This is a genomic window from Lentzea sp. NPDC060358 (assembly GCF_042725365.1).
Classification (GTDB): Bacteria; Actinomycetota; Actinomycetes; order Mycobacteriales; family Pseudonocardiaceae; genus Lentzea.
This window is the reverse complement of sequence record NZ_JBHXCW010000047.1, coordinates 1-22,952: the sequence shown is the minus strand read 5'-3', so window position 1 is coordinate 22,952 and position 22,952 is coordinate 1. Positions and strand designations below refer to the sequence as shown.

General features: G+C 73.7%; 4 protein-coding genes. All 4 read right to left on the bottom strand.

Annotated features, from left to right (window positions below; genetic code table 11):
• Window positions 1-43: 43 nt before the first annotated feature.
• Window positions 44-469 (bottom strand): hypothetical protein, encoded by a 426-nt coding sequence (locus ACFWGZ_RS13315; protein WP_382451744.1) that lies wholly within the window; start codon window positions 467-469, stop codon window positions 44-46.
• A gap of 79 nt (window positions 470-548) precedes the next feature.
• Window positions 549-1,748, bottom strand: a complete 1,200-nt coding sequence (locus tag ACFWGZ_RS13310; RefSeq protein ID WP_382451743.1) for an FAD-dependent oxidoreductase — start codon at window positions 1,746-1,748, stop codon at window positions 549-551.
• A gap of 10 nt (window positions 1,749-1,758) precedes the next feature.
• Window positions 1,759-18,300, bottom strand: coding sequence for an SDR family NAD(P)-dependent oxidoreductase (locus ACFWGZ_RS13305; RefSeq protein ID WP_382451742.1), 16,542 nt, complete (start codon window positions 18,298-18,300; stop codon window positions 1,759-1,761).
• A 16-nt stretch (window positions 18,301-18,316) separates the two neighbouring features.
• On the bottom strand, window positions 18,317-22,801 hold the full coding sequence (locus tag ACFWGZ_RS13300; RefSeq protein ID WP_382451741.1) for an SDR family NAD(P)-dependent oxidoreductase: 4,485 nt from the start codon (window positions 22,799-22,801) through the stop codon (window positions 18,317-18,319).
• Window positions 22,802-22,952 lie beyond the last annotated feature (151 nt).

Below are 22,952 nucleotides of genomic sequence, written 5' to 3'. Positions count from 1 at the left end.
ACAACCCCTACGACCCCCTGCGCACTTAGGGGGCCGTCCGGTCTCAGACGACCTCGGTCTTGCTGTCGACCGGCTGCGGGTTCTTCGGCAGCGACGTCAGCGGGTAGTCGGAGGTGATCACCGAGATGGGTCCCGGCGCGAACGTGTAGGTGCCGGGCCGGTCGGCGACGAACTCGGCGTGACCGCCCGTGAGCAGCACGTTCTGGCCGCCGAACACGTAGTTGTGGTTGACCAGGCCGACGGCCACGACCTCGGTGGAGGTCTCGCCGCCGATCACGACGGTCACCTCGCCGCGGATGTCACCGGCGGGCCGGTCCTTGATCGTCGGGTGCAGCGTCCGCAGCACCACCTCGATGTTGATCTTCTCGCCGACGGCGATCTCGCCGGGCGTGCGGATCTCGATCTCGATCTCGGCCTCTTCCGGTTCCGGCTGGCGCGTGGAGGTGGTGCAGTAGGTGAACACACCCATTGTTCAGACCGTCCTCATTCAGCTTCGGTGAATTTCGGAGAATTGATTCGACCCGACGCTAGCGCAGTGCACCGGCGGGTCAAGCCCCTATCGAGTCCCCTATCGGCGCGAGGCCGCCGCGATCGCCGCCGAGGTAACTGCTGCTGCTGACGATGCTCGCCCGCAGCATCGAGGTGCCCGCCAGGCCGTCCTTGGTCACGCGCAGCGCCAGCAGCGCCGGGTTGACGAACTTCATCATCCGGGCGCGGGACCGGACGCGGCGGGTGACCGGGACGCGCACCTTCTCGTACGCGCGCAGCAGCTCCGCCGGGTCGCCCGTGCCGTTCAGCGCCTTCGCCAGCACCCACACGTCCTCCAGCGCCTGGTTGACGCCCATGCCGATGCGGGCCGGCACCGCGTGGGCGGAGTCGCCGACGAGGGTGACCGCTCCCCTGCCCCACTGCGGGCGCACCCGGTGCACGGTGTGCGGTGCGACCCGGATGTCGGCGTCGTCGATGGCGTCGAGGACCTGGCGGACGGGTCCGGCCCAGCCGCCGAACACCGAGCGCAGCGTGGCGAGCCGGGTGCCGGGCTGCCCCGCGTCGGGGTGCGCGCGGCCGAGGTCGTGGACCGTGCCGCGCCACGGCATCTCGAACGCCCAGTGCGTCACCCCGCCGCCGACGGGGTGCAGGGTGAACAGCCCCGTCTTGCCGTAGTAGGTGGGGGCCACGTGGTCGTCGCCCAGGTCGACGGGCGCGCTGGTGGAGCCGTGCCACGACGACAGGCCGGTCGGCGCGGGCGGGTCGTCGCCGAACATGTGGTCGCGCACGGCGGAGCGGTAGCCGTCCGCCCCCAGCAGGACGTCGGCGCGCACCCGGTCGCCGCCGGCGAACTCCACCTCCACGCCGCCCCCCGCGGGCTGGCGGATCGCGACCAGCTCGCGTCCGAAGTGGACGGTCCCGGGCGGCAGGTGGTCCGCGACGCGCCGGACGAGCGCGCCGCGCAGCATCCCGATGCCGGGCGAGCCGAACTCCCGCGCCAGCGCCGCCATGTCGGTGCGCATCAGCCTGCGCCCGTCGTGGGACCACACGTCCATGCGGTCGATGCGGCGGCCGAGGCCGTCGGTGTCCACGCCGAGGTCCCGCAGGATCGCGGTGCCGTTGTGCCAGACCATGACGCCGTTGCCACCCGCCCGCAACGACGGGGCCTTCTCGTGGACCTCGACGTCGTGCCCGGCGGCGATGAGCGCGTGCGCGGACAGCACCCCGCTGACGCCTGCTCCGATCACGATGATTCTCATGACGCGCCTTTCACCGGGAGTCCCGGTCTAGGTGGGGACGACTCGTGCGGGCGTCCAGCCAGTCGTGCAGCGCGGACGCCGTGCCGTCGCTGTGCTCGTCCAGCAACGTGAAGTGCGAGCCGGGGGTGTCGAGCACGTCGGTGGCCGTCTCCCACTCGGCCCGCCAGTCGGGGTGCCGCTCGGGCAGGTCCGGCGTGTACGGGTCGAGCGCGCGCACCAGCAGGACCGGTGCGGCCGGCGGCCGCGGGTCCCAGTCGCGGAACACCTGGTGGTAGCGGCCCATCGCGAGCAGCCTCGTGTCGTTGCGCAGCGCCGCACCGCTCTCCCGGCCCGCGACCACGTCGGTGAGCGTCGTCTCCAGCCACGGCTTGCGCCGGATCACGGCGGGCGAGTAGCTGTCCACCAGCACCACGGCGGTCGGCAGCACGCCGAGCTCCTCCAGGCGGGCGGCGACGGCGTGGGCGAGCATGCCCGACGCGGACCGGCCGACGAGCGCGAACGGCCGGTCCCCGGTGCGGGCCCGCACGGCGCGGGCGTGCGCCTCGACGAGCGCGGCCAGGTCCGCCGGCAGGGGTTCTCCCGGCAGGTAACCGGGGTGCGGCAGGGCGAGGACGTCGTGCGCCCCGTCGAGGCGGGCGGCGAGCCGCACGTACTCGTGGGGCCCGGCGACGGCGCTGAACGACGGGAAGCACACCAGGGCGGTGCCGGAGCCCCGCGCGAGCTCGACCGGTGCCGGCCGCGGGCCGTCCTCGGCGGTGAACTCCGCGCGCAGCCGTGCCGCGGCCTCCAGCAGCGCGGTCGCCTCGGGGAACCGGCCCGCCGCGCAGGCCTCCCAGTACATCGCGCCGATCTGGCCGCCGGTCGCGGTGGCCGAGAGCAGACCCACGACGTGCGCGGTCAGCGCCGGTCCGCTGGGGTGGTCGAACACGGCGGTCGGCTCGAGGGCCACGCCGGTCGCGGTGCCGAGCCGCTGCCGCAGCTCGGACGCGCCGAGCGAGGTGAGGCCCTGTTCCAGGAACCCGCGGTCGTCGGGAGCCTCGTCCAGGCCCAGCACGGTCGCCAGGGCGGTGTCGACCAGCCGCCGGACCTCGGCGGCCTGCTCGGCGGGCGCCAGTGCGCGCAGCCGCTCGGCACCGCCCGCCGCGGTCACGGCCTGCCGGGTGGTGCGGCGGACCGGCCGCACCCGCGCGGGCGCGGCGGCGACGTCGGCCTCGGCCAGTTCCACCTCCGCGGTGGCGATCGGAGCACCTGCGGTGTCGGTGAGGAGCACCCGGTGGCCGTTCCGCACCGGGGTGACGCGGGCCCGGACCGCGGTGGCGCCGGAGGCGAACACCGCCAGGCCGCGCCACGCGACGGGCTGCAGCGGCGCGTCCACGCCCGCGGCGAGCCAGGCGGTCTCCAGCATTGCCGGGTGGAGCGCGAAGCCGGACACCGGGGTGTCCTCGGGCAGCGCGATGTCCGCGACGACCTCGTCGCCGCTCTGCCACACGGCGAGGAGGCCGCCGAACGGCTCCTGCGCCGACAGCCCGGCCTCCTCGGCGCGGTAGAGCAGGTCGCCGACGTCCACCGGGTCTCCGGTGGGCGGCACGGCGACCGCGGGCAGTTCGCCCGCGTCCGCGGAGAGGACGCCGGTGGCGTGCCGCGTCCAGGTGTCGCCGTCCCGGGCGTCGACCGCGACGGCACGGCGGCCGTCGTCGTCCGGGCCGACGGTGACCTGCAGCCGCACGCCGCGTCCGGGCAGCACCAGCGGCGCGGTGACGGTGAGCGAGTCGAGCCGGTCGCAGCCGGCCTCGTCGCCCGCCCGCAGCGCCAGTTCGGCGAGCACGGCCGTCGCGACGACGGGCGTGCCGTGCACCCGGTGGGCGGCGAGCCACGGGTGGGTGCGGGCCGACAGCAGCCCGGTGAGGACGACGCCGCCGCCGTCGGCGAGCTCCACGACCGCGCCGAGCAGCGGGTGCCCGGACGGGGTGACGCCGAGCGCCGCCGCCGCGCCGCCCGCGACGGTGCCCGCGGTGTCGAGCCAGTAGCGGCGGTGGCGGAACGGGTAGGTGGGCAGGGGCACCGTCCGCGCGCCGGGGAACACGGCCGCCCAGTCCAGCGCGACCCCCCTGGTGTGCAGGGCTCCCAGTGCCGCGGCGGCGGTGTCGGCTTCGGGCCGGTTGGCGCGCAGCAGCGGCACGAACTCCGCGTCGCCGGTCGCGCAGTCGCGGCCCGCCGCGGTGAGCACGGCGTCCGCTCCCAGTTCCAGGAACGTGGTGGTGCCGAGGGACTCCAGCGTGCGGACGGCGTCCAGGAAGCGCACGGCGTCCCGGGCGTGGCGCACCCAGTACTCGGGTGAGAGGGCCTCGGCGTCGGTCAGCGGCTCGCCCGTCACGGCCGAGACGACCGGGATCGCCGGGAGCCGCGGGCTCAGCGATGACACGACCGCGCGGAACTCGTCCAGCACCCGGTCGACGTGCGGCGAGTGGAACGCCCGGTCGACCGGGAGCCGCTTGGTCCTGCGCCCCCGGTCCCGCCAGCGGCCCGCGAGCTCGTCCAGCGCGTCCTCGTCGCCCGCGACGACGGTGGCGAGCGGCCCGTTGACCGCGGCGAGGGACACCCGCCCGGCCAGGTGGACCAGGTCCGGCAGCACCTCGTGCTCGGAGGCCTCGACCGCGAGCATCGCGCCGCGCGGCAAGGTCTGCATGAGCCGGCCGCGCGCGGTGACCAGGGTGGCGGCGTCGGCCAGGGACAGCACGCCCGCGACGTGCGCGGCGGCGATCTCGCCGACGGAGTGCCCGGCGACGTGGCCCGGCCGCGCGCCCAGCGACTCGAGCAGCCGGAACAGCGCCACCTCCAGCGCGAACAGGGCGGGCTGGGCGTAGTCGGTCCGGTCGAGCAGGTCTCCGGTGGCGACGACCTCGCTCAGCGGCCGGTCCAGGTGCCGGTCGACCTCGGCCGCCACCGCGTCGAACGCCTCGGCGAACACGGGGTGGGCGGCGCGCAGTCCCGCGCCCATGCCGGCGCGGTGCGACCCCTGGCCGGTGAACAGGAACGCGAGCCCGCCCGGTTCGGCGGCCCGCTCGCCTCCCGCGACCGCCGCGAGGCCGGCCAGCGCCTGGTCGCGGTTCGCCGCGACGACGGTGGCGCGGTGCGCGAACGCGGATCGGCCGGTGGCCAGCGACCAGCCGAGGTCGCGGACGCGGAGGTCCGGGTGGGCTTCCAGGTGGGCGTGCAGCCGGGCGGCCTGGTCCAGCAGGGCGTCGTCCGACTTCGCCGACAGGACCAGCGGCAGCGGTCGTTCATCCACTTCGGACTCCGCCGGCGCGGGACCGCGCGGGGCCTCCTCGAGGATGACGTGCGCGTTGGTGCCGGAGATGCCGAACGACGAGATGCCCGCGCGGCGCGGTCGTTCCGCCGCGTCCCAGGGGCGGGCCTCGGTCAGCAGTTCCACGGCACCGGCCGACCAGTCGACCTCGGGAGTGGGCTCGTCGACGTGCAGGGTGCGCGGCAGCGTGCCGTTGCGCATGGCCAGCACCATCTTCAGCACGCCCGCGACACCGGCGGCAGCCTGGGTGTGCCCGATGTTGGACTTCACCGACCCCAGCCACAACGGACGGTCGCGGTCCTGCCCGTAGGTGGCGATCAAGGCTTGCGCCTCGATCGGGTCACCCAGTGAGGTACCGGTGCCGTGCGCCTCGACAGCGTCCACATCGGACGGTGTCAGCCCAGCCGACCTCAGCGCCTCGCGGATGACCCGTTGCTGCGACGGGCCGTTCGGCGCCGTCAAGCCGTTCGACGCGCCGTCCTGGTTCACCGCCGAACCCCGCACCACCGCCAGAACCTCGTGACCGTTGCGGCGCGCGTCCGAAAGCCGTTCCAGAACTAGGATTCCGACGCCTTCGGCCGCGCCCATGCCGTCCGCCGAGGCGGAGAACGCCTTGCAGCGCCCGTCGGCCGAGAGGCCGCGCTGGCGGCTGAACTCGACGAAGAAGTTCGGGGTGCTCATGACCGTCACGCCACCGGCGAGCGCGAGCGAGCACTCGCCGTTGCGCAATGCCTGAGCCGCCAGGTGCAACGCCACCAACGACGACGAACACGCCGTGTCCACCGTGAGCGACGGGCCTTCCAGGCCCAGCGAGTAGGAGACGCGACCGGAGACGACGCTGCCCGCGTTGCCGGTCATGAGGTGCCCTTCGAGGCCTTCGGGAACCGTCCCGAGCGACATCGTGTAGTCCTGCCCGGTCGAACCGGTGAACACGCCGGTGCGGCTGCCGTGCAGGGACGCGGGGTCGATGCCCGCGCTCTCCAGCGCCTCCCAGGACGCCTCCAGCACCAGCCGCTGCTGCGGGTCGATCGCGACGGCCTCGCGCGGCGAGATCCCGAAGAACCCGGCGTCGAAGTCGGCGACACCGCGCAGGAAGTTGCCGGACCGGGTGTAGCTCGTGCCGGTGTGCGCGGGGTCGGGGTGGTAGACGCGCTCGACGTCCCAGCCGCGGTCGTCCGGGAACTCCGACACGGCGTCGTCCTCGGCGAGCAGCAGCCGCCACAGGTCGTCCGGCGTGTCGACGCCGCCGGGCAGCCGGCAGCTCATGCCGACCACGGCGATCAGGTCGTCGTCGGTGGCCGTCGCGCGGCCGGCGACCTCGGCGGTGTCCTGCTCGGCGCCGAACAGCTCGCCCGAGAGGTACCGGACGAGGGCGGCGGGGGTCGGGTGGTCGAACACCAGCGTGGACGGCAGCCGCAGCCCGGTCGCCGTGGCGAGCCGGTTGCGCAGCTCGACGGAGGTCAGCGAGTCGAACCCGAGCTCCTTGAACGCCCGCTTCTCCTCAACGGTGCCGGCGTCGCCGTGGCCCAGCACCGCGGCGGCACCGGTGCGGACGAGGTCGAGCAGCGCCTTGTCCCGCGCGGCCGAGGGCAGCCCGGCGAGCCGGTCGCCCAGCGACGCGGCGGTCCCGCCGCCCGCGACCGCCCGGCGGGTCCGCGGCCGCACCAGCGACCGGAACAGGTGCGGCACGCCGTGGGTCTCGCCGCGCGCCCGGATTCCGGCGAGGTCGAGGCGCATCGGCACCAGCCGCGCGGTTGCGGCGCGCAGGGCGGCGTCGAACAGCGCCAGCCCCTCCTCGTTCGTCAGGGCGTCGGCACCACCCCTGGCCATCCGCGCGACGTCGCCCTCACCGAGGTGCGCGGTGAGTCCGGTGCGCTGCTGCCAGAGCCCCCACGCGAGCGACGTCGCGGGCAGGCCGGCTGCCCGCCTGCGCGCGGCCAGCGTGTCGAGGAAGGCGTTGGCGGCGGCGTAGTTGGCCTGCCCGGCTCCGCCGAAGACGCCGGAGGCGGAGGAGAAGAGCACGAACGCGGCGAGGTCGCCGGTCAGCTCGTGCAGGTTCACGGCGGCGTCGACCTTCGCCCGCAGGACGCGGTCGAACTGCTCGCCGGTCAGGGACTGGACCACGCCGTCGTCCACCACGCCCGCCGCGTGCACGACGGCGGTCAGCGGGTGCTCCGCGGGGATCGCGGCCAGGACGCGGTGCAGCGCGGCCCGGTCGGCGGCGTCGCACGCGACGATCGTGACGTGCGCGGTCAGGCTGTCGGCGAGGGCCGTGGCTCCCGGCGCGTCCCGGCCGCTCCGGCTGAGCAGCACCAGGTTCCGGACGCCGTGCTCGGCGACGAGGTGCTCGGCGACCAGTGCGCCCAGTCCTCCGGTGCCACCGGTGACGAGCACCGTGCCGTCCGGGTCCAGTGACCGGGGCACGGTCAGCACGACCTTGCCGATGTGCCGGGCCTGGCTCATGAACCGCAGGGCGCCCGACACGTCGCGGACGTCCCTGGCGGTGACCGGAAGTCGGGTCAGCGAACCGCTTTCGAGGAGGTCGACCACTTCCCGCAGCATGGCCGCGATCCGGTCCGGTCCGGCCTCGGCGAGGTCGAACGCCCGGTACCGGACACCCGTCGCCTCGCGGACGTCGGTCTTGCCCATCTCGATGAACCGGCCACCGGGCCGCAACAGCTCCAGCGACGCGTCCACGAACTCACCGGCGAGCGAGTTCAGCACCACGTCGACCTGACCGAACTTCTCGGCGAAACCCAGATCCCGTGACGAGGAAACATGATCCTCGGCCACACCCAACGCCACCACCGCATGCTGCTTGGTAGCACTCGCCGTGCCGTACACCTCAGCACCCCACGCGTGCGCCAACTGCACCGCGGCCATACCGACGCCACCGGCGGCAGCGTGCACCAGCACCGACTCACCGGCCGACAACCCCGCCAGATCCCGCAACGCGTACATCGCCGTGCAGAACACCGCCGGAACCGACGCGGCCTCGGCGAACGACCACCCGTCCGGCACACCGACCACCAACCGCCGGTCCACCACCACGGCCGACCCCAGGCCGCCGGTGACCAGACCCATCACCCGGTCGCCCGGGACGAGGTCCGTCACGCCGGCGCCCACGGCCGTGACCACGCCCGAGCATTCACCGCCGAGCTCCGCCTCACCGGGGTACATCCCCAGCGACAGCAGCACGTCCCGGAAGTTCAGCCCCACCGCCCGCACGCCGATCCGCACCTCACCCGGCGCGAGTTCGGGCGACGGGACCCCGACGGCGCGGAGGCCGTCGAGCGAGCCGCTGCCGTCCGCGACGACCCGCCAGTCGCCGTCCGGCAGCACGAGGCCGGGGGCGGCGGCGCGGACCAGGCGGGGCACCAGCACCTCGCCTGCGCGCACCAGCAGCTCCGGTTCCCCGGACGCCACCGCCCGGGCCAGGGGCACGGTCCCGTCGCTGTCCACGAGCACGATCCGGCCGGGGTTCTCGGCGGCGGCGCTGCGCAGCAGGCCCCACACCGATGCCTGGACCGGGTCGTCGAGCGCGCCTTCGGTCACCAGCACGAGCCGTGCTCCGGCGAGACCGTCGTCGGACAGCCACCGCCGCACCGACTCCAGCACGTCCGCGAGCACCGTCCGCACCGCGGCGGCGGTGTCGGTGCCGGAGCGCGGCGGGCAGCGGAGCTCGACGACGTCGGGGACCCGGTCGGTCACCTCGCCGGCGGTCACCCACACCAGCTCCGGCACCTCGATGCCGTCCAGCGCCAGCGGCGACCACTCGACGCCGAACAGCGAGTCGCGCACCACGTCCGGTGTGGTGTCCTGCACCGCCCGCAGCACCAGGGAGTCCACGGTCACCACCGGGGCGCCCGTGCCGTCCGCCGCCTGCACCGACACCGCGTCTGCCCCGGCGCGGACGAGCCGCACGCGCAGGGTGGTCGCGCTCTCGGCGTGCAGGGTCACGCCGTTCCAGGTGAACGGGAGCACCGCGGTGTCCGTGCCGAGCAGGCCGCCCACTCCCAGCGCGTGCAGGGAGGCGTCCAGCAGCGCCGGGTGCAGGGCGAACCCGCCCGTGACGCCGTCGGCGGGCAGGACCTCGGCGAACACCTCGTCGCCGCGCCGCCACGCGGCCCGCAGACCGCGGAACGACGGCCCGTAGCCGAACCCGGCCGTCTCCAGCCGGTCGTAGAGCCCGTCCAGGTCGAGGGGTTCCACCTGGGCGGGCGGCCACTGCACGAAGTCGAAGGCCGGGCTGCCCTCGGCGGGCGCCAGCGCACCGGAGGCGTGCAGCGTCCACACCTCGTCGTCCTCGTGCTGGGAGTGCACGTGCAGCGTCCGGCGTCCGGCCGAGTCCGGTGCACCGGCGGTGACCTGCAGACGGATTCCGCCGCGGTCCGGCAGCACGAGCGGCGCGTGCAGGGTCAGTTCGTCGACCCGGCCACACCCCACCTCGTCACCCGCGCGCACCGCCAGCTCGACGAAAGCCGTGCCGGGCAACAACACCGTCCCGCGCACCGCGTGGTCCGCCAGCCACGGATGCGTCCGCAACGACAACCGCCCGGTCAGCACCACGCCGTCGCCACCGGCCAACGCCACCGCCGCACCCAGCAACGGGTGCGCGGTCGACGCGAGCCCGACCGACGCCACGTCGCTCGACGAGCCGTCGGCCTCCAGCCAGAACCGCTGCCGCTGGAAGGGGTACGTGGGCAGGTCGACCTGGTGCCCGCCGGGGACCACGGACCGCCAGTCCACACCGATCCCCCCGGCCCAGGCCGCGCCCATCGAGCTGAGGAACCGGTCCCAGCCACCGTCGTCGCGGCGCAACGTGCCCACCACGACACCGGACTCCACGATCTCCTCGACCGCGTGCGTCAGCACCGGATGAGCACTCACCTCGACGAAACCGCCGAAACCCTCCCCCACCAACGCCGACACCGCGGACTCCAGCCCCACCGGCTCCCGCAAATTCCGGAACCAGTACTCCGGCGTCAACTCCAGGGTGTCCAACCACCGGCCATCCACCGTCGAGTAGAACAGCACCTCCGCCGACAACGGAACAATCCCGTCCAACACCCTCAGCAACTCATCACGAATCACATCCACCTGCGGCGAATGCGACGCGTAGTCAACGGGAACACGCCGAGCCCGAACACCACGGCCCTCACACACGGCCATCAACTCGTCCAGCGCCCCGGCCTCCCCCGACACGACCACCGACGACGGCCCGTTCACCGCCGCGATCGAGATCCGCTCGCCCCAAGGCCCGACCAGGTCCCGGACCTCGGCGACAGGACGGGAGACCGACACCATCCCGCCCAGACCCGACAGCCCCACCAGCAAACGAGACCGCAGCACCACGACCCGTGCCGCGTCCTCCAACGACAACCCACCGGCCACGCACGCGGCCGCGATCTCACCCTGCGAATGGCCGACGACAGCCGCCGGCTTTACACCAACAGACCGCCACACCTCAGCGAGCGACACCATCACCGCGAACAACACCGGCTGAACGACGTCAACCCGCTCCAACGCGACCGGATCGCTCAAGACATCCAACAAAGACCAGTCCGTCAGGCCGCGCAGCACCCGATCACACTCGGCCATCCGCTCCGCGAACACCGACGACGACCCCAGCAACTCCGCAGCCATACCGACCCACTGCGAACCCTGACCAGGAAACACAAAAGCAACACGCGACACCGAAGCCGCAACAACCGGCTCCACCGAACGCAAACCAGCCGAAAAACCATCCACATCGGACCCGACCACCACAGCCCGACACCCGAACACCGACCGCGACTCCACCAACGACGACGCCACGTCCACCGGGCGCAGGCCACCGACGTGCGACGCCAGCCGTTCCGCCTGGGCCACCAGCGCCTCGGCCGACCGGGCCGACAACACCCACGGCACCACGACGTCGTCGTCCGCGGTCACCGGAGCCTCGACGGGCTCGGGTTCTTCCAGGACCACGTGCACGTTGGTGCCGGAGATGCCGAACGCGGACACGCCCGCGCGGCGCGGGTTCTCCCCCGCCTCCCACGGCCGCGGCTCGGTCAGCAGTTCGACGGCGCCGGCCGACCAGTCGATCTCCGGCGACGGCTCGTCCACGTGCAGGGTGCGCGGCAGCACGCCGTTCCGCATGGCCAGCACCATCTTCATCACACCCGCCACACCAGCCGCAGCCTGCGTGTGCCCGATGTTCGACTTCACCGACCCCAGCCACAACGGCCGGTCCCGGTCGCGCCCGTAGGTGGCGATCAACGCCTGTGCCTCGATCGGGTCGCCGAGCGGGGTGCCGGTGCCGTGCGCCTCCACGGCGTCGACGTCGGCGGCGGTGACGCCCGCGACGCGCAGCGCCTCGCGGATGACCCGTTGCTGGGAGGGACCGTTGGGCGCGGACAGGCCGTTGGACGCCCCGTCCTGGTTGACCGCCGAGCCCTTCACCACGGCGAGCACCCGGTGGCCGTTGCGCCGGGCGTCGGAGAGGCGTTCCAGCAGCAGCACCCCGGCGCCCTCGGAGGCGCCCATGCCGTCGGCCGAGGAGGAGAAGGCCTTGCAGCGCCCGTCCTTCGCCAGTCCGCGCTGGCGGCTGAACTCGACGAAGAAGTTCGGGGTCGTCATGATCGTCACGCCGCCCGCGAGCGCGAGCGAGCACTCGCCGTTGCGCAACGCCTGCGCCGCCAGGTGCAACGCCACCAACGACGACGAACACGCCGTGTCCACCGTCAGCGACGGGCCTTCGAGCCCCAGCGAGTAGGAGACGCGACCGGAGACGACGCTGGCCGCGTTGCCGGTGACGAGGTGTCCCTCGGCGGACTTCGGCGTGCTGGAGTACTGGGCGTAGTCGTGGCCGGCCAGACCGGCGAACACACCGGTCCTGCTGCCGCGCAGCGAAGCCGGGTCGATCCCGGCGCGTTCCAGCACCTCCCAGGACACCTCGAGCAGCAGGCGCTGCTGCGGGTCCATCGCGACGGCCTCGCGCGGCGAGATGCCGAAGAACTCCGCGTCGAAGTCCGCCGCGCCCGTCAGGAAGCCGCCCTCCCGCACGTACGAGGTGCCGGACCGGTCGGGGTCCGGGTCGTAGAGCCCGTCCACGTCCCAGCCGCGGTCAGCCGGGAACTCCGACACCGCGTCACCGTCGGACGCGAGCAGCCGCCACAGGTCCTCCGGTGAGGCGACGCCACCGGGGAAGCGGCACGCCATGCCGACGATCACCACGGGGTCGTCGTCGACGGGACCGGTGACCGGCGGGGGCGCGTCCTGGACCGCGCTCTCGCCGACGAGTTCGGCCAGCAGGTGCGCGGCCAGCGCGGTCGTGCTGGGGTGGTCGAACACCAGCGTGGACGGCAGCCGCAGTCCCGTGGCGGTGTTCAGCCGGTTGCGCAGCTCGACCGCGGTGAGCGAGTCGAAGCCGAGCTCCTTGAACGCCCGCGCGGAGTCGACCTCGTCGGCGTTGACGTGCCCGAGGACGGCGGCGGCCTGCGTCCGCACCAGCTCCAGCAGCACCGGCAGGCGGTCCGCGGTGGCGAGGCGGTGCAGGCGGTCGGCGAGCGAGGAGCCCGCGCCCGCGGCGGCGACGGCGCGCTGGACGCGCGGCCGGACCAGGCCGCGGAACAGGTGCGGCGGGGCGGCGCGGAACGCCGCCAGGTCGAGCTTCGCCGTGACCAGGGCGGGCCGGCCGGACCGCAGCCCGGCGTCGAACAGCTCCAGCCCCTCGGCCGTGCCGAGCGCGACCGCGCCACCGAGGGCCATGCGGGCCACGTCGCCGTCGCCGAGGTGCGCGGTGAGGCCGGAACGCTGCTCCCACAGGCCCCAGGCCAGGGAGGTCGCCGCCCGTCCCCGCTGCCGCCGGCGCACGGCCAGCGCGTCGAGGAAGGCGTTGGCGGCGGCGTAGTTGGCCTGCCCGCCACCGCCGAACACGCCCGCGGCCGACGAGAACAGGACGAACGCGGCGAGGTCGCCGGTCAGCTCGTCGAGGTGGACGGCGGCGTCGGCCTTGGCGCGCAGCACCCGGTCCACCTGCTCGGCCGTCAACGACTGCGCGAGGCCGTCGGCCACCACGCCCGCCGCGTGCACGACGCCGGTCAGCGGGTGCTCGGCCGGGATCGCGCCGAGCACCTCCCGCAGCGCCTCCCGGTCGGCGGCATCGCAGGCGACGACGGCGGCCCGCGCGCCGAGCGCGGTGAGCTCGTCGACCAGGGCCTTCGCCGCCGGTGCGTCCGGGCCGCTTCGGCTCAGCAGCACCAGGTTCCGCACACCGTGCCCGGTGACCAGGCGCTTCGCGACCAGCCCGCCGAGCACGCCGGTGCCCCCGGTGATCAGCACCGTGCCGTCCGGGTCCAGTGCCCTGGGCATGGTGACGACGACCTTGCCGATGTGCCGTGCCTGGCTCATGAACCGCAGGGCACCGGACACGTCGCGAACGTCCCACGCGGTAACGGGAAGCCGATGCAGCACACCGCGACCGAACAGCTCGACCAGTTCGCGCAGCATCTCGCCGATCCGGTCCACCCCCGCTTCCGCGAGGTCGAACGCCCGGTACCGGACACCCGTCGCCTCGCGAATGTCGGTCTTGCCCATCTCGATGAACCGGCCACCGGGCCGCAACAACCCCAGCGACGCGTCCACGAACTCACCGGCCAGCGAGTTCAGCACCACGTCGACCTGACCGAACTTCTCGGCGAAACCCAGATCCCGTGACGAGGCAACATGATCCTCGGCCACACCCAACGCCACGACGGCGTGCTGTTTGCTCGCGCTGGCGGTGCCGTACACCTCGGCACCCCACGCGTGCGCCAGCTGCACCGCGGCCATACCGACGCCACCGGCGGCGGCGTGCACCAGCACCGACTCACCGGCCGACAGACCGGCCAAGTCCCGCAACGCGTACATCGCCGTGCAGAAGACGGTCGGAACGGACGCGGCCTCGATGAAGCTCCACCCGTCCGGCACGCCGACGACCAGCCGCCGGTCCACGACCACCGACGAGGCGAGTCCACCGGAGAACAGGCCCATCACCCGGTCACCAGGCGCGAACTCCCGGACGTCGGGCCCGACGGCCACGACGACCCCGGCGCCCTCACCGCCCAGCGGCGCCTCGCCGGGGTACATCCCCAGCGCCAGCAGCACGTCCCGGAAGTTCAGGCCCGCCGCGCGCACCTCCACCAGCACCTCGCCGGCCCCCGGCCGGCGCTCGGGGACCCCGACGACGCGGAGTCCGGCGAGGGTGCCGCTCCCGTCGTGGTCCACCCGCCAGGACCCGGACGGCGCGAGGTCGCCGGAGGCCCGCTGCAACCGCGGCACGCGGAACTCGCCGCCCCGCACGGCGACCTCGGGTTCGCCGGTGGCCACCGCGGCCGGCACCAGGTCCGGGTCGTCCGCGTCGACCAGGACGACGCGGTCCGGGTTCTCCACGCGCACCGACCGCATCAGGCCCCACACCGCGGCCTGCGCCGGATCCGGTGACGCCGTGTCCACCGCGCCCCGGGTCACCACGACCAGGCGGGTGCCGGAGCGGCTGTCGTCCGCGAGCCAGTCGCGGACCACGCCGAGGCCCCACGCCACGGTCTCGTGCACCGGGAGCCGCGGGCAGGTGACCGCGAACACTTCGGACGAGTGCCCGGCCGCGGAACCGGGGACCGGCAGCGCGGTCCACTCGACGTGGAAGAGCGAGTCCTGGCGCGCCTCACCGGGCACCGCGTCCACCGGCCGCAGCACCAGCGAGCCGACGTCGACCACCGGGTTGCCCGCGCCGTCGGCCGCGTGCACGGACACCGCGCCGGAGCCCGCGGCTTCGAGCCGGACGCGCAACGCCGCCGCGCCTTCCGCGTGCAGCGTCACGCCGTTCCAGGTGAACGGGAGCATGGCGGTGCCGGCGCCGAGCAGGCCGCCCACGCCCAGCGCGTGCAGGGAGGCGTCCAGCAGCGCCGGGTGCACGCCGAACGCCGCGGCCTCGCCCGCCAGTTCCTCGGGCAGCCCGACCTCGGCGAACACCTCACCGCCGCGCCGCCACACGGCGCGCAGCCCCTGGAACGACGGCCCGTAGCCGTAGCCGGCCCGTTCGAGGTCGCCGTACAGGTCCTCGAGATCCACCGCCTCCGCCCCGGCCGGCGGCCACACCACGAGGTCGGTGGAGCGCGCGGCGGACGCGGGTTCGAGGGCACCGGTGGCGTGCAGGAGCCACGGGGCGTCCGGTGCCTCGTCGTCCTGGGAGTACACGTGCAGCGAGCGGCGGCCGGCCTCGTCCGACGATCCCACCGCGACCTGCAGGCGGATGCCCGCTCGTTCGGGCAGCACGAGCGGCGCGTGCAGGGTCAGCTCGTCGACCCGGCCGCACCCCACCTCATCACCCGCACGCACCGCCAGTTCGACGAAAGCGGTACCGGGCAACAACACCGCACCGCGCACCGCGTGGTCCGCCAACCAGGGATGGGTGCGCAACGACAACCGGCCCGTCAGCACCACACCGTCGCCGCCCGCCAACGCCACCGCCGCACCCAGCAGCGGGTGCGCGGTCGAGGCGAGGCCGACCGAGGTCACGTCACCCGACGACGACCCGGCCTCCAGCCAGAAGCGCTGGCGCTGGAAGGGGTACGTGGGCAGCGGCACGCGGTTCCCGCCGGGCACCACCGACTCCCAGTCGACGTCCACCCCACCGGTCCAGGCCTCGCCCAGCGACTTCAGGAACCGGTCCCAGCCACCGTGATCGCGGCGCAGGGTGCCGACCACGACACCGGACTCCACGATCTCCTCAACGGCGTGCGTCAGCACCGGGTGAGCGCTCACCTCGACGAAACCGCCGAAACCCTCCCCCACCAACGCCAACACCGCGGACTCCAGCCCCACCGGCTCCCGCAAATTCCGGAACCAGTACTCCGGCGTCAACTCCAGGGTGTCCACCCACCGGCCATCCACCGTCGAGTAGAACGGCACCTCCGCCGACAACGGAACAATCCCGTCCAGCACTGTCAGGAGCTCGTCACGGATCACGTCCACCTGCGGCGAATGCGACGCGTAGTCGACGGGAATGCGCCGAGCCCGAACACCACGGCCCTCGTACTCGGCCATCAGCTCGTCCAGCGCCGCGGCCTCCCCCGACACGACGACCGACGACGGCCCGTTGACGGCGGCGATCGAGATCCGTTCACCCCACGGGGCAACCAGGTCCCGGACCTCGGCGACCGGCCGCGGGACGGACACCATGCCACCGAGGCCGGACAGCCCGACCAGCAACCGCGACCGCAGCACCACGACCCGTGCCGCGTCCTCCAACGACAACCCGCCCGCGACACAGGCAGCCGCGATCTCACCCTGCGAGTGCCCCACCACCGCGGCGGGCTTCACCCCGGTGGAGCGCCACACCTCGGCGAGCGACACCATCACCGCGAAGAGCGCAGGCTGGACGACGTCGACCCGCTCCAGCGCGGCCGCGTCGCCCAGCACGTCCAGCAACGACCAGTCCGTCAGGCCGCGCAGCACCCGGTCGCACTCGGCCATCCGCTCCGCGAAGACGGCGGACGACCCCAGCAGCTCGACGGCCATGCCGACCCACTGCGACCCCTGACCGGGGAAGACGAACGCCGTGCGGGCGCCGGGCCCCTCCACGCGCGGGCCGGAGCCCGAGACCGCGGCCAGCCGCTCGCGCAGTCCGTCCACATCGGACCCGACGACCACGGCCCGGCAGGCGAACTCCGACCGCGACCGGACCAGCGTCGCCGCCACGTCGAGCGGCCGCAGGCCCGGCCGGTCGCCGAGGTGGCCGGCGAGGCCGTGCGCCAGGTCCCGCAGAGCACCCGGCGAGCGCGCCGACAGCACCCAGGGCACCACGGGACGGTCCGCGGACGGCTCCACGACGGCATCGGCCTCGGGAGCTTCCTCCAGGACCACGTGCACGTTGGTGCCGCTCATCCCGAACGAGGACACGCCCGCGCGCCGGGGCCGCTCCCCCGCGTCCCACGGCCGTGCCTCGGTCAGCAGTTCCACCGCACCGGCCGACCAGTCGACCTCAGCCGTGGGCTCGTCCACGTGCAACGTCCGCGGCAACACGCCATTGCGCATCGCCAGCACCATCTTCATCACACCCGCCACACCCGCAGCAGCCTGCGTGTGCCCGATGTTCGACTTCACCGAACCCAACCACAACGGCCGATCCCGATCCTGACCATAGGTCGCGAGCAACGCCTGCGCCTCGATCGGATCACCCAGCGACGTACCGGTGCCATGAGCTTCCACCGCGTCCACATCGGACGGTGCCAGGCCCGCCGACCGCAACGCCTCGCGGATGACCCGTTGCTGCGACGGGCCGTTCGGCGCCGTCAAGCCGTTCGACGCACCGTCCTGGTTCACCGCCGAACCCCGCACCACAGCCAGAACCTCGTGGCCCTTGCGACGGGCCTCGGACAGGCGCTCCAGCAACAGGACGCCGACGCCCTCCGCGGCGCCCATGCCGTCGGCGGAGGACGAGAAGGCCTTGCAGCGCCCGTCCTTCGCCAGTCCGCGCTGACGGCTGAACTCCAGGAACAGGCCGGGGGTGGACATGACCATCGCACCGCCGGCGAGCGCCATCGAGCACTCGTCGTTGCGCAACGCCTGCACGGCCAGGTGCAGCGCCACCAACGACGACGAGCACGCCGTGTCGACCGTGACCGCGGGACCTTCCAGGCCCAGGAAGTACGAGATGCGCCCGGACGCGACACTGGCCGAGTTGCCCGTGACCAGGTGTCCCTCGACGCTGTCGGGGACTTCGGCCATCGCGGCCACGTAGTCCTGCCCGCTCAGCCCGGTGAAGACACCGGTCCGGCTGCCGCGCAGGGAGCCGGGGTCGACGCCCGCGCGTTCGAACACCTCCCACGACGCCTCCAGCAGCAGCCGCTGCTGCGGGTCCATCGCCAGGGCCTCGCGCGGCGAGATCCCGAAGAAGCCCGCGTCGAAGTCGGCGGCCCCGGTGAGGAACCCGCCCTCCTTGACGTAGGTCCTGCCCGGCTGGTCGGGGTCGGCGTCGAAGAGGCCGTCGAGGTCCCACCCGCGGTCGGTCGGGAACCCCGAGACCGCGTCGCCACCGGACTCGAGCAGCCGCCACAGGTCCTCCGGCGTGGCCACCCCGCCGGGGAAGCGGCACGCCATGCCGACGATCGCGATGGGTTCGCGGGACGCGGCGGCGATGCGGCGGCCCTCCTGGCGCAGCCGCTCGTTCTCCTTGACGGCAGCGCGCAGGGCCTGGACGAGCTGTTCGGGCGAGGTGGTCATGAAGTCCTCTGCTTCGCTAGTTCGAGCCGTGCAGGGCGCGCTGGACGAGATCCGCGACGTCGAGGGCGTCGATGAGGTCGGCGGGCGTGTCGTCCCCGACGTCCCCGGTGATCCGCAGGACGGCGTCGACGATGCCCGCCTCCCGCAGCCGGGCGATCGGGATCGACGCGAGCAGCGACCGGAACTCCGGGTCGTCCTCCACGGCCGGTGGAGCGGCCTCCGGCAGGAGCTCGGCGCGCAGGAGACCGGCCAGGGCCTCGGGGTTGGGGTGGTCGAACACCAGCGTGGACGGCAGCCGCAGCCCGGTCGCGGTGTTCAGCCGGTTGCGCAGCTCCACCGCGGTCAGCGAGTCGAACCCCAGTTCCTTGAACGCCTGCCGCACGCCGACCGCGTGGCCCGCGCCGTGGCCGAGCACCGCGGCGGCGCTGTCGCGCACCAGGTCGAGCAGCATCCTGCCCTGGTCCGCGGGGTCGCCGTCGCGCAGCCGGCGCAGGAAGGTGTCCGCGCCCCGCGCCGCCGCGGTGCGCCTGCCCGGGGCCCGCACGAGGCCGCGGAACAGGTGCGGCACCTCCCGCCCGCGCAGGGCGGCGAGGTCGAACCGGGCCGTGAGCAGGAGGGACTCGCCGGTGCGCAGGGCGGCGTCGAAGAGGTCCAGTCCCTCCTCGGTGGCGAGCGGAACCGCGCCACCGCGCGCCATCCGCGCCACGTCGGCGTCGTCGAGGTGGGCGGTGAGGCCCGTGCGTTGTTCCCAGTAGCCCCAGGCGAGCGACGTCGCGGGGACGCCGGCGCCGGTCCGCAGGGCCGCGAGGGCGTCGAGCGAGGCGTTGGCCGCGGCGTAGTTCGCCTGGCCGGCGGAGCCGAGCAGACCGGCGGCGGAGGAGAACAGCACGAACTCGGCGACGTCACCGGCGAGCTCGTGCAGGTGCAGGGCCGCGTCGACCTTCGCGCGCAGCACCCGGTCCACCTGCTCGGGGGTCAGCGACTGCACCAGTCCGTCGTCCAGCACACCCGCCGCGTGGACCACGCCGGTCAGCGGGTGCTCGGCCGGGATCGCGCCGAGCACGTCCCGCAGCGCCTCCCGGTCGGCGGCGTCGCAGGCGGCGACCACGGCGGTGGCGCCGAGCTCCCGCAGCTCGCCGGTCAGCGCCTCGGCGGCGGGCGAGTCCGGCCCGCTCCGGCTCAGCAGCACCAGATTCCGCACACCGTGCCCGGTGACCAGGCGCTTCGCCACCAGCCCGCCGAGCACTCCCGTGCCACCGGTGATCAGCACCGTGCCGTCCGGGTCCAGCGACCGGGGCACGGTCAGCACGACCTTGCCGATGTGCCGGGCCTGGCTCATGAACCGCAGCGCACCCGACACGTCGCGAACGTCCCACGCGGCGACCGGAAGCCGGTGCAGCACACCGCGGCCGAACAACCCGACCAGTTCGCGCAGCATCTCCTGGACCCGGTCCGGTCCCGCCTCCGCGAGGTCGAACGCCCGGTACCGCACGCCGGTCAGCTCACGGACGTCGGTCTTGCCCATCTCGACGAACCGGCCACCGGGCCGCAACAGCCCCAGCGACGCATCGATGAACTCACCCGCCAGCGAGTTCAAGACCACGTCGACCTGACCGAACTTCTCGGCGAAGCCCAGATCCCGTGACGAGGCAACATGATCCTCGGCCACACCCAACGCCACGACGGCGTGCTGTTTGCTCGCGCTGGCAGTCCCGTAGACCTCGGCACCCCACGCACGGGCCAGCTGAACAGCGGCCATACCCACACCACCAGCGGCGGCGTGCACCAGCACCGACTCACCGGCCGACAGACCAGCCAAGTCCCGCAACGCGTACATCGCCGTGCAGAACACCGCCGGAACCGACGCGGCCTCGGCGAACGACCACCCGTCCGGCACACCGACCACCAACCGCCGGTCCACCACCACGGACGAACCCAGGCCACCCGCGCAGACACCCATCACCCGGTCACCGGGCACGAGGTCCGTCACGCCGGTACCCACGGCCGTGACCACGCCGGAGCACTCACCACCGAGCTCCGCCTCACCGGGGTACATCCCCAGCGACAGCAACACGTCCCGGAAGTTCAGCCCCACCGCGCGCACGCCGATCCGCACCTCGCCCGGCGCGAGGGGAACGTCGGGCCGGGGCACCGCGCGCACCCCGTCCAGGGAGCCGCTGCCGTCGGGCACCAGCCGCCACGGCTCGCCTGGCAGGGCGCGCACCGCCGCCCGCGCCATCCTCGGCACCCGCACCTCGCCGGCGCGCACCAGCAGCTCCGGCTCGTCGGTGGCGGTCGCCGTCTCCAGCGGCACGGAGTCGTCGGTGTCGAGGAGCACGAACCGGCCGGGGTGCTCCGCGCGGGCCGACCGCACCAGGCCCCACACCGCGGCGTGGGAGAGGTCGCCGCGCTGCGCGCCACGGGTGACGACGACGAGTCGCGGCGCCATCCGCTCGTCGCGGGCCAGGAACGACCGGATCGCGTCCAGCGCCGCGTCGACCGCGGTGCGGACGTCGGCGAACCGCGGGCACTCGAACACCGCCTGCCCGGCCGGGGCACCGCCCTCCTCCGGGGTCAGCGGCACCCAGTCGATCCGGAACAGGCCGTCCGGCGCACCGGACGGCACGGTCTCGCCGCGCATCTCCCGCAGCACCAGCGAGTCGACGTCCACGACGGGCTTGCCCTCCCCGTCGACCGCCTTCAGCGACACGGCCTCCGGCCCGACGGCCTCGAAGCGCACCCGCAACGTCGTCGCACCCGAGGCGTGGACGCGGACGCCGGACCAGGAGAACGGCAGCCGCACGGCGTCGGCGCCCTCCAGCAGGTCGCTGACGCCCAGCCCGTGCAGGGCGGCGTCGAGCAGGGCGGGGTGGACGCCGAACCGGCCCGCCTGCCCGTTCTGCTCCGCGGGCAGCTCGACGTCGACGTACAGCGCTCCGCCGTGCCGCCACGCGTTCCGCAGGCCGCGGAACGCCGGCCCGTAGCCGTACCCGGCCTCGTCCAGGTCGTCGTAGAGCCCGGACACCTCGACCGCCTCGGCCCTGGGCGGCGGCCAGCTCACCGCCTCCGCCGCGACCGGTCCCGCCGGGTCGAGCGCACCGGTCGCGTGCAGCGCCCAAGGTTCGTCACCGGTGCGGGAGTGGATCTCCAGGGACCTCCGCCCGTCCTCGCCCCGCTCCCCCACCGCGACCTGCACCCGCACGCCGCCCTGCGGGAGAACGACCAGCGGCGCGTGCAGCGTCAGCTCGTCGACCCGGCCGCACCCGACCTCGTCACCCGCGCGCACCGCCAGCTCGACGAAAGCCGTGCCGGGCAACAACACCGTGCCGCGCACCGCGTGGTCCGCCAGCCACGGGTGCGTCGACAGCGACAGCCGTCCGGTCAGCACCACACCGCCACCACCGGCCAGGACCACGGCGGCGCCCAGCAGCGGATGCCCGGCCGGGTCCAGCCCCGCGGTGGTGACGTCGGCGGCCGCGGTGTCGAGGTCCGCCCAGTACCTCCGGCGCTGGAACGGGTACGCGGGCAGGTCGACGCGCCGGCCGCCGGGGACCACCGACCGCCAGTCGACCTCCACGCCCCCGGCCCAGACCTCGCCGGCCGACTTCAGGAACCGGTCCCAGCCACCGTCGTCGCGGCGCAGCGTGCCGACCACGACACCGGACTCGACGATCTCCTCGACCGCGTGCGTCAACACCGGATGAGCGCTCACCTCGACGAAACCGCCGAAGCCTTCGGCAGCGAGCGCCGACACGGCCGACTCCAGCCCGACCGGTTCCCGCAGGTTCCGGAACCAGTACTCGGGCGTCAGTTCCAGGGTGTCCAGCCACCGGCCGTCCACCGTCGAGTAGAACGGCACCTCCGCCGACAGCGGGACAATTCCCTTCAGCACCACCAGCAACTCGTCACGGATGACGTCCACCTGCGGCGAATGCGACGCGTAGTCCACCGGAACGCGCCGAGCTCGAACGCCGCCGGCTTCACACTCGGCCATCAACTCGTCCAGCGCCGCCGCCTCGCCCGAGACGACCACCGACGACGGTCCGTTCACCGCCGCAACGGAAATCCGCTCACCCCACCGGGCAACCAGCTCGCGAACCTCGGCAACGGGACGGGAGACCGACACCATCCCACCCAGACCAGACAGCCCCACCAGCAAACGAGACCGCAGCACCACAACCCGCGCCGCATCCTCCAACGACAACCCACCCGCAACACACGCGGCCGCGATCTCACCCTGCGAGTGCCCCACCACCGCGGCAGGCTTCACCCCCGCCGAGCGCCACACCTCGGCGAGCGACACCATCACCGCGAACAACACCGGCTGAACGACGTCAACCCGCTCCAACGCGACCGGATCACTCAAGACATCCAACAAAGACCAGTCAGTCAGGCCGCGCAGCACCCGATCACACTCGGCCATCCGCTCCGCGAACACCGACGACGACCCCAACAGCTCCACAGCCATACCAACCCACTGCGAACCCTGACCAGGAAACACAAAAGCAATACGCGACACCGAAGTCGCAACAACCGGCTCCACCGAACGCAAACCAGCACAAAGACCATCCACATCGGACCCGACCACCACAGCCCGACACCCGAACACCGACCGCGACTCCACCAACGACGAGGACACGTCCAACGGCAGG

What these genes read in the sequence shown, in the direction of transcription:
- ACFWGZ_RS13315 (WP_382451744.1), bottom strand. Translation starts at nt 469, where the DNA reads ATGGGTGTGTTCACCTACTGCACCACCTCCACGCGCCAGCCGGAACCG.
- ACFWGZ_RS13310 (WP_382451743.1), bottom strand. Translation starts at nt 1,748, where the DNA reads ATGAGAATCATCGTGATCGGAGCAGGCGTCAGCGGGGTGCTGTCCGCG.
- ACFWGZ_RS13305 (WP_382451742.1), bottom strand. Translation starts at nt 18,300, where the DNA reads ATGACCACCTCGCCCGAACAGCTCGTCCAGGCCCTGCGCGCTGCCGTC.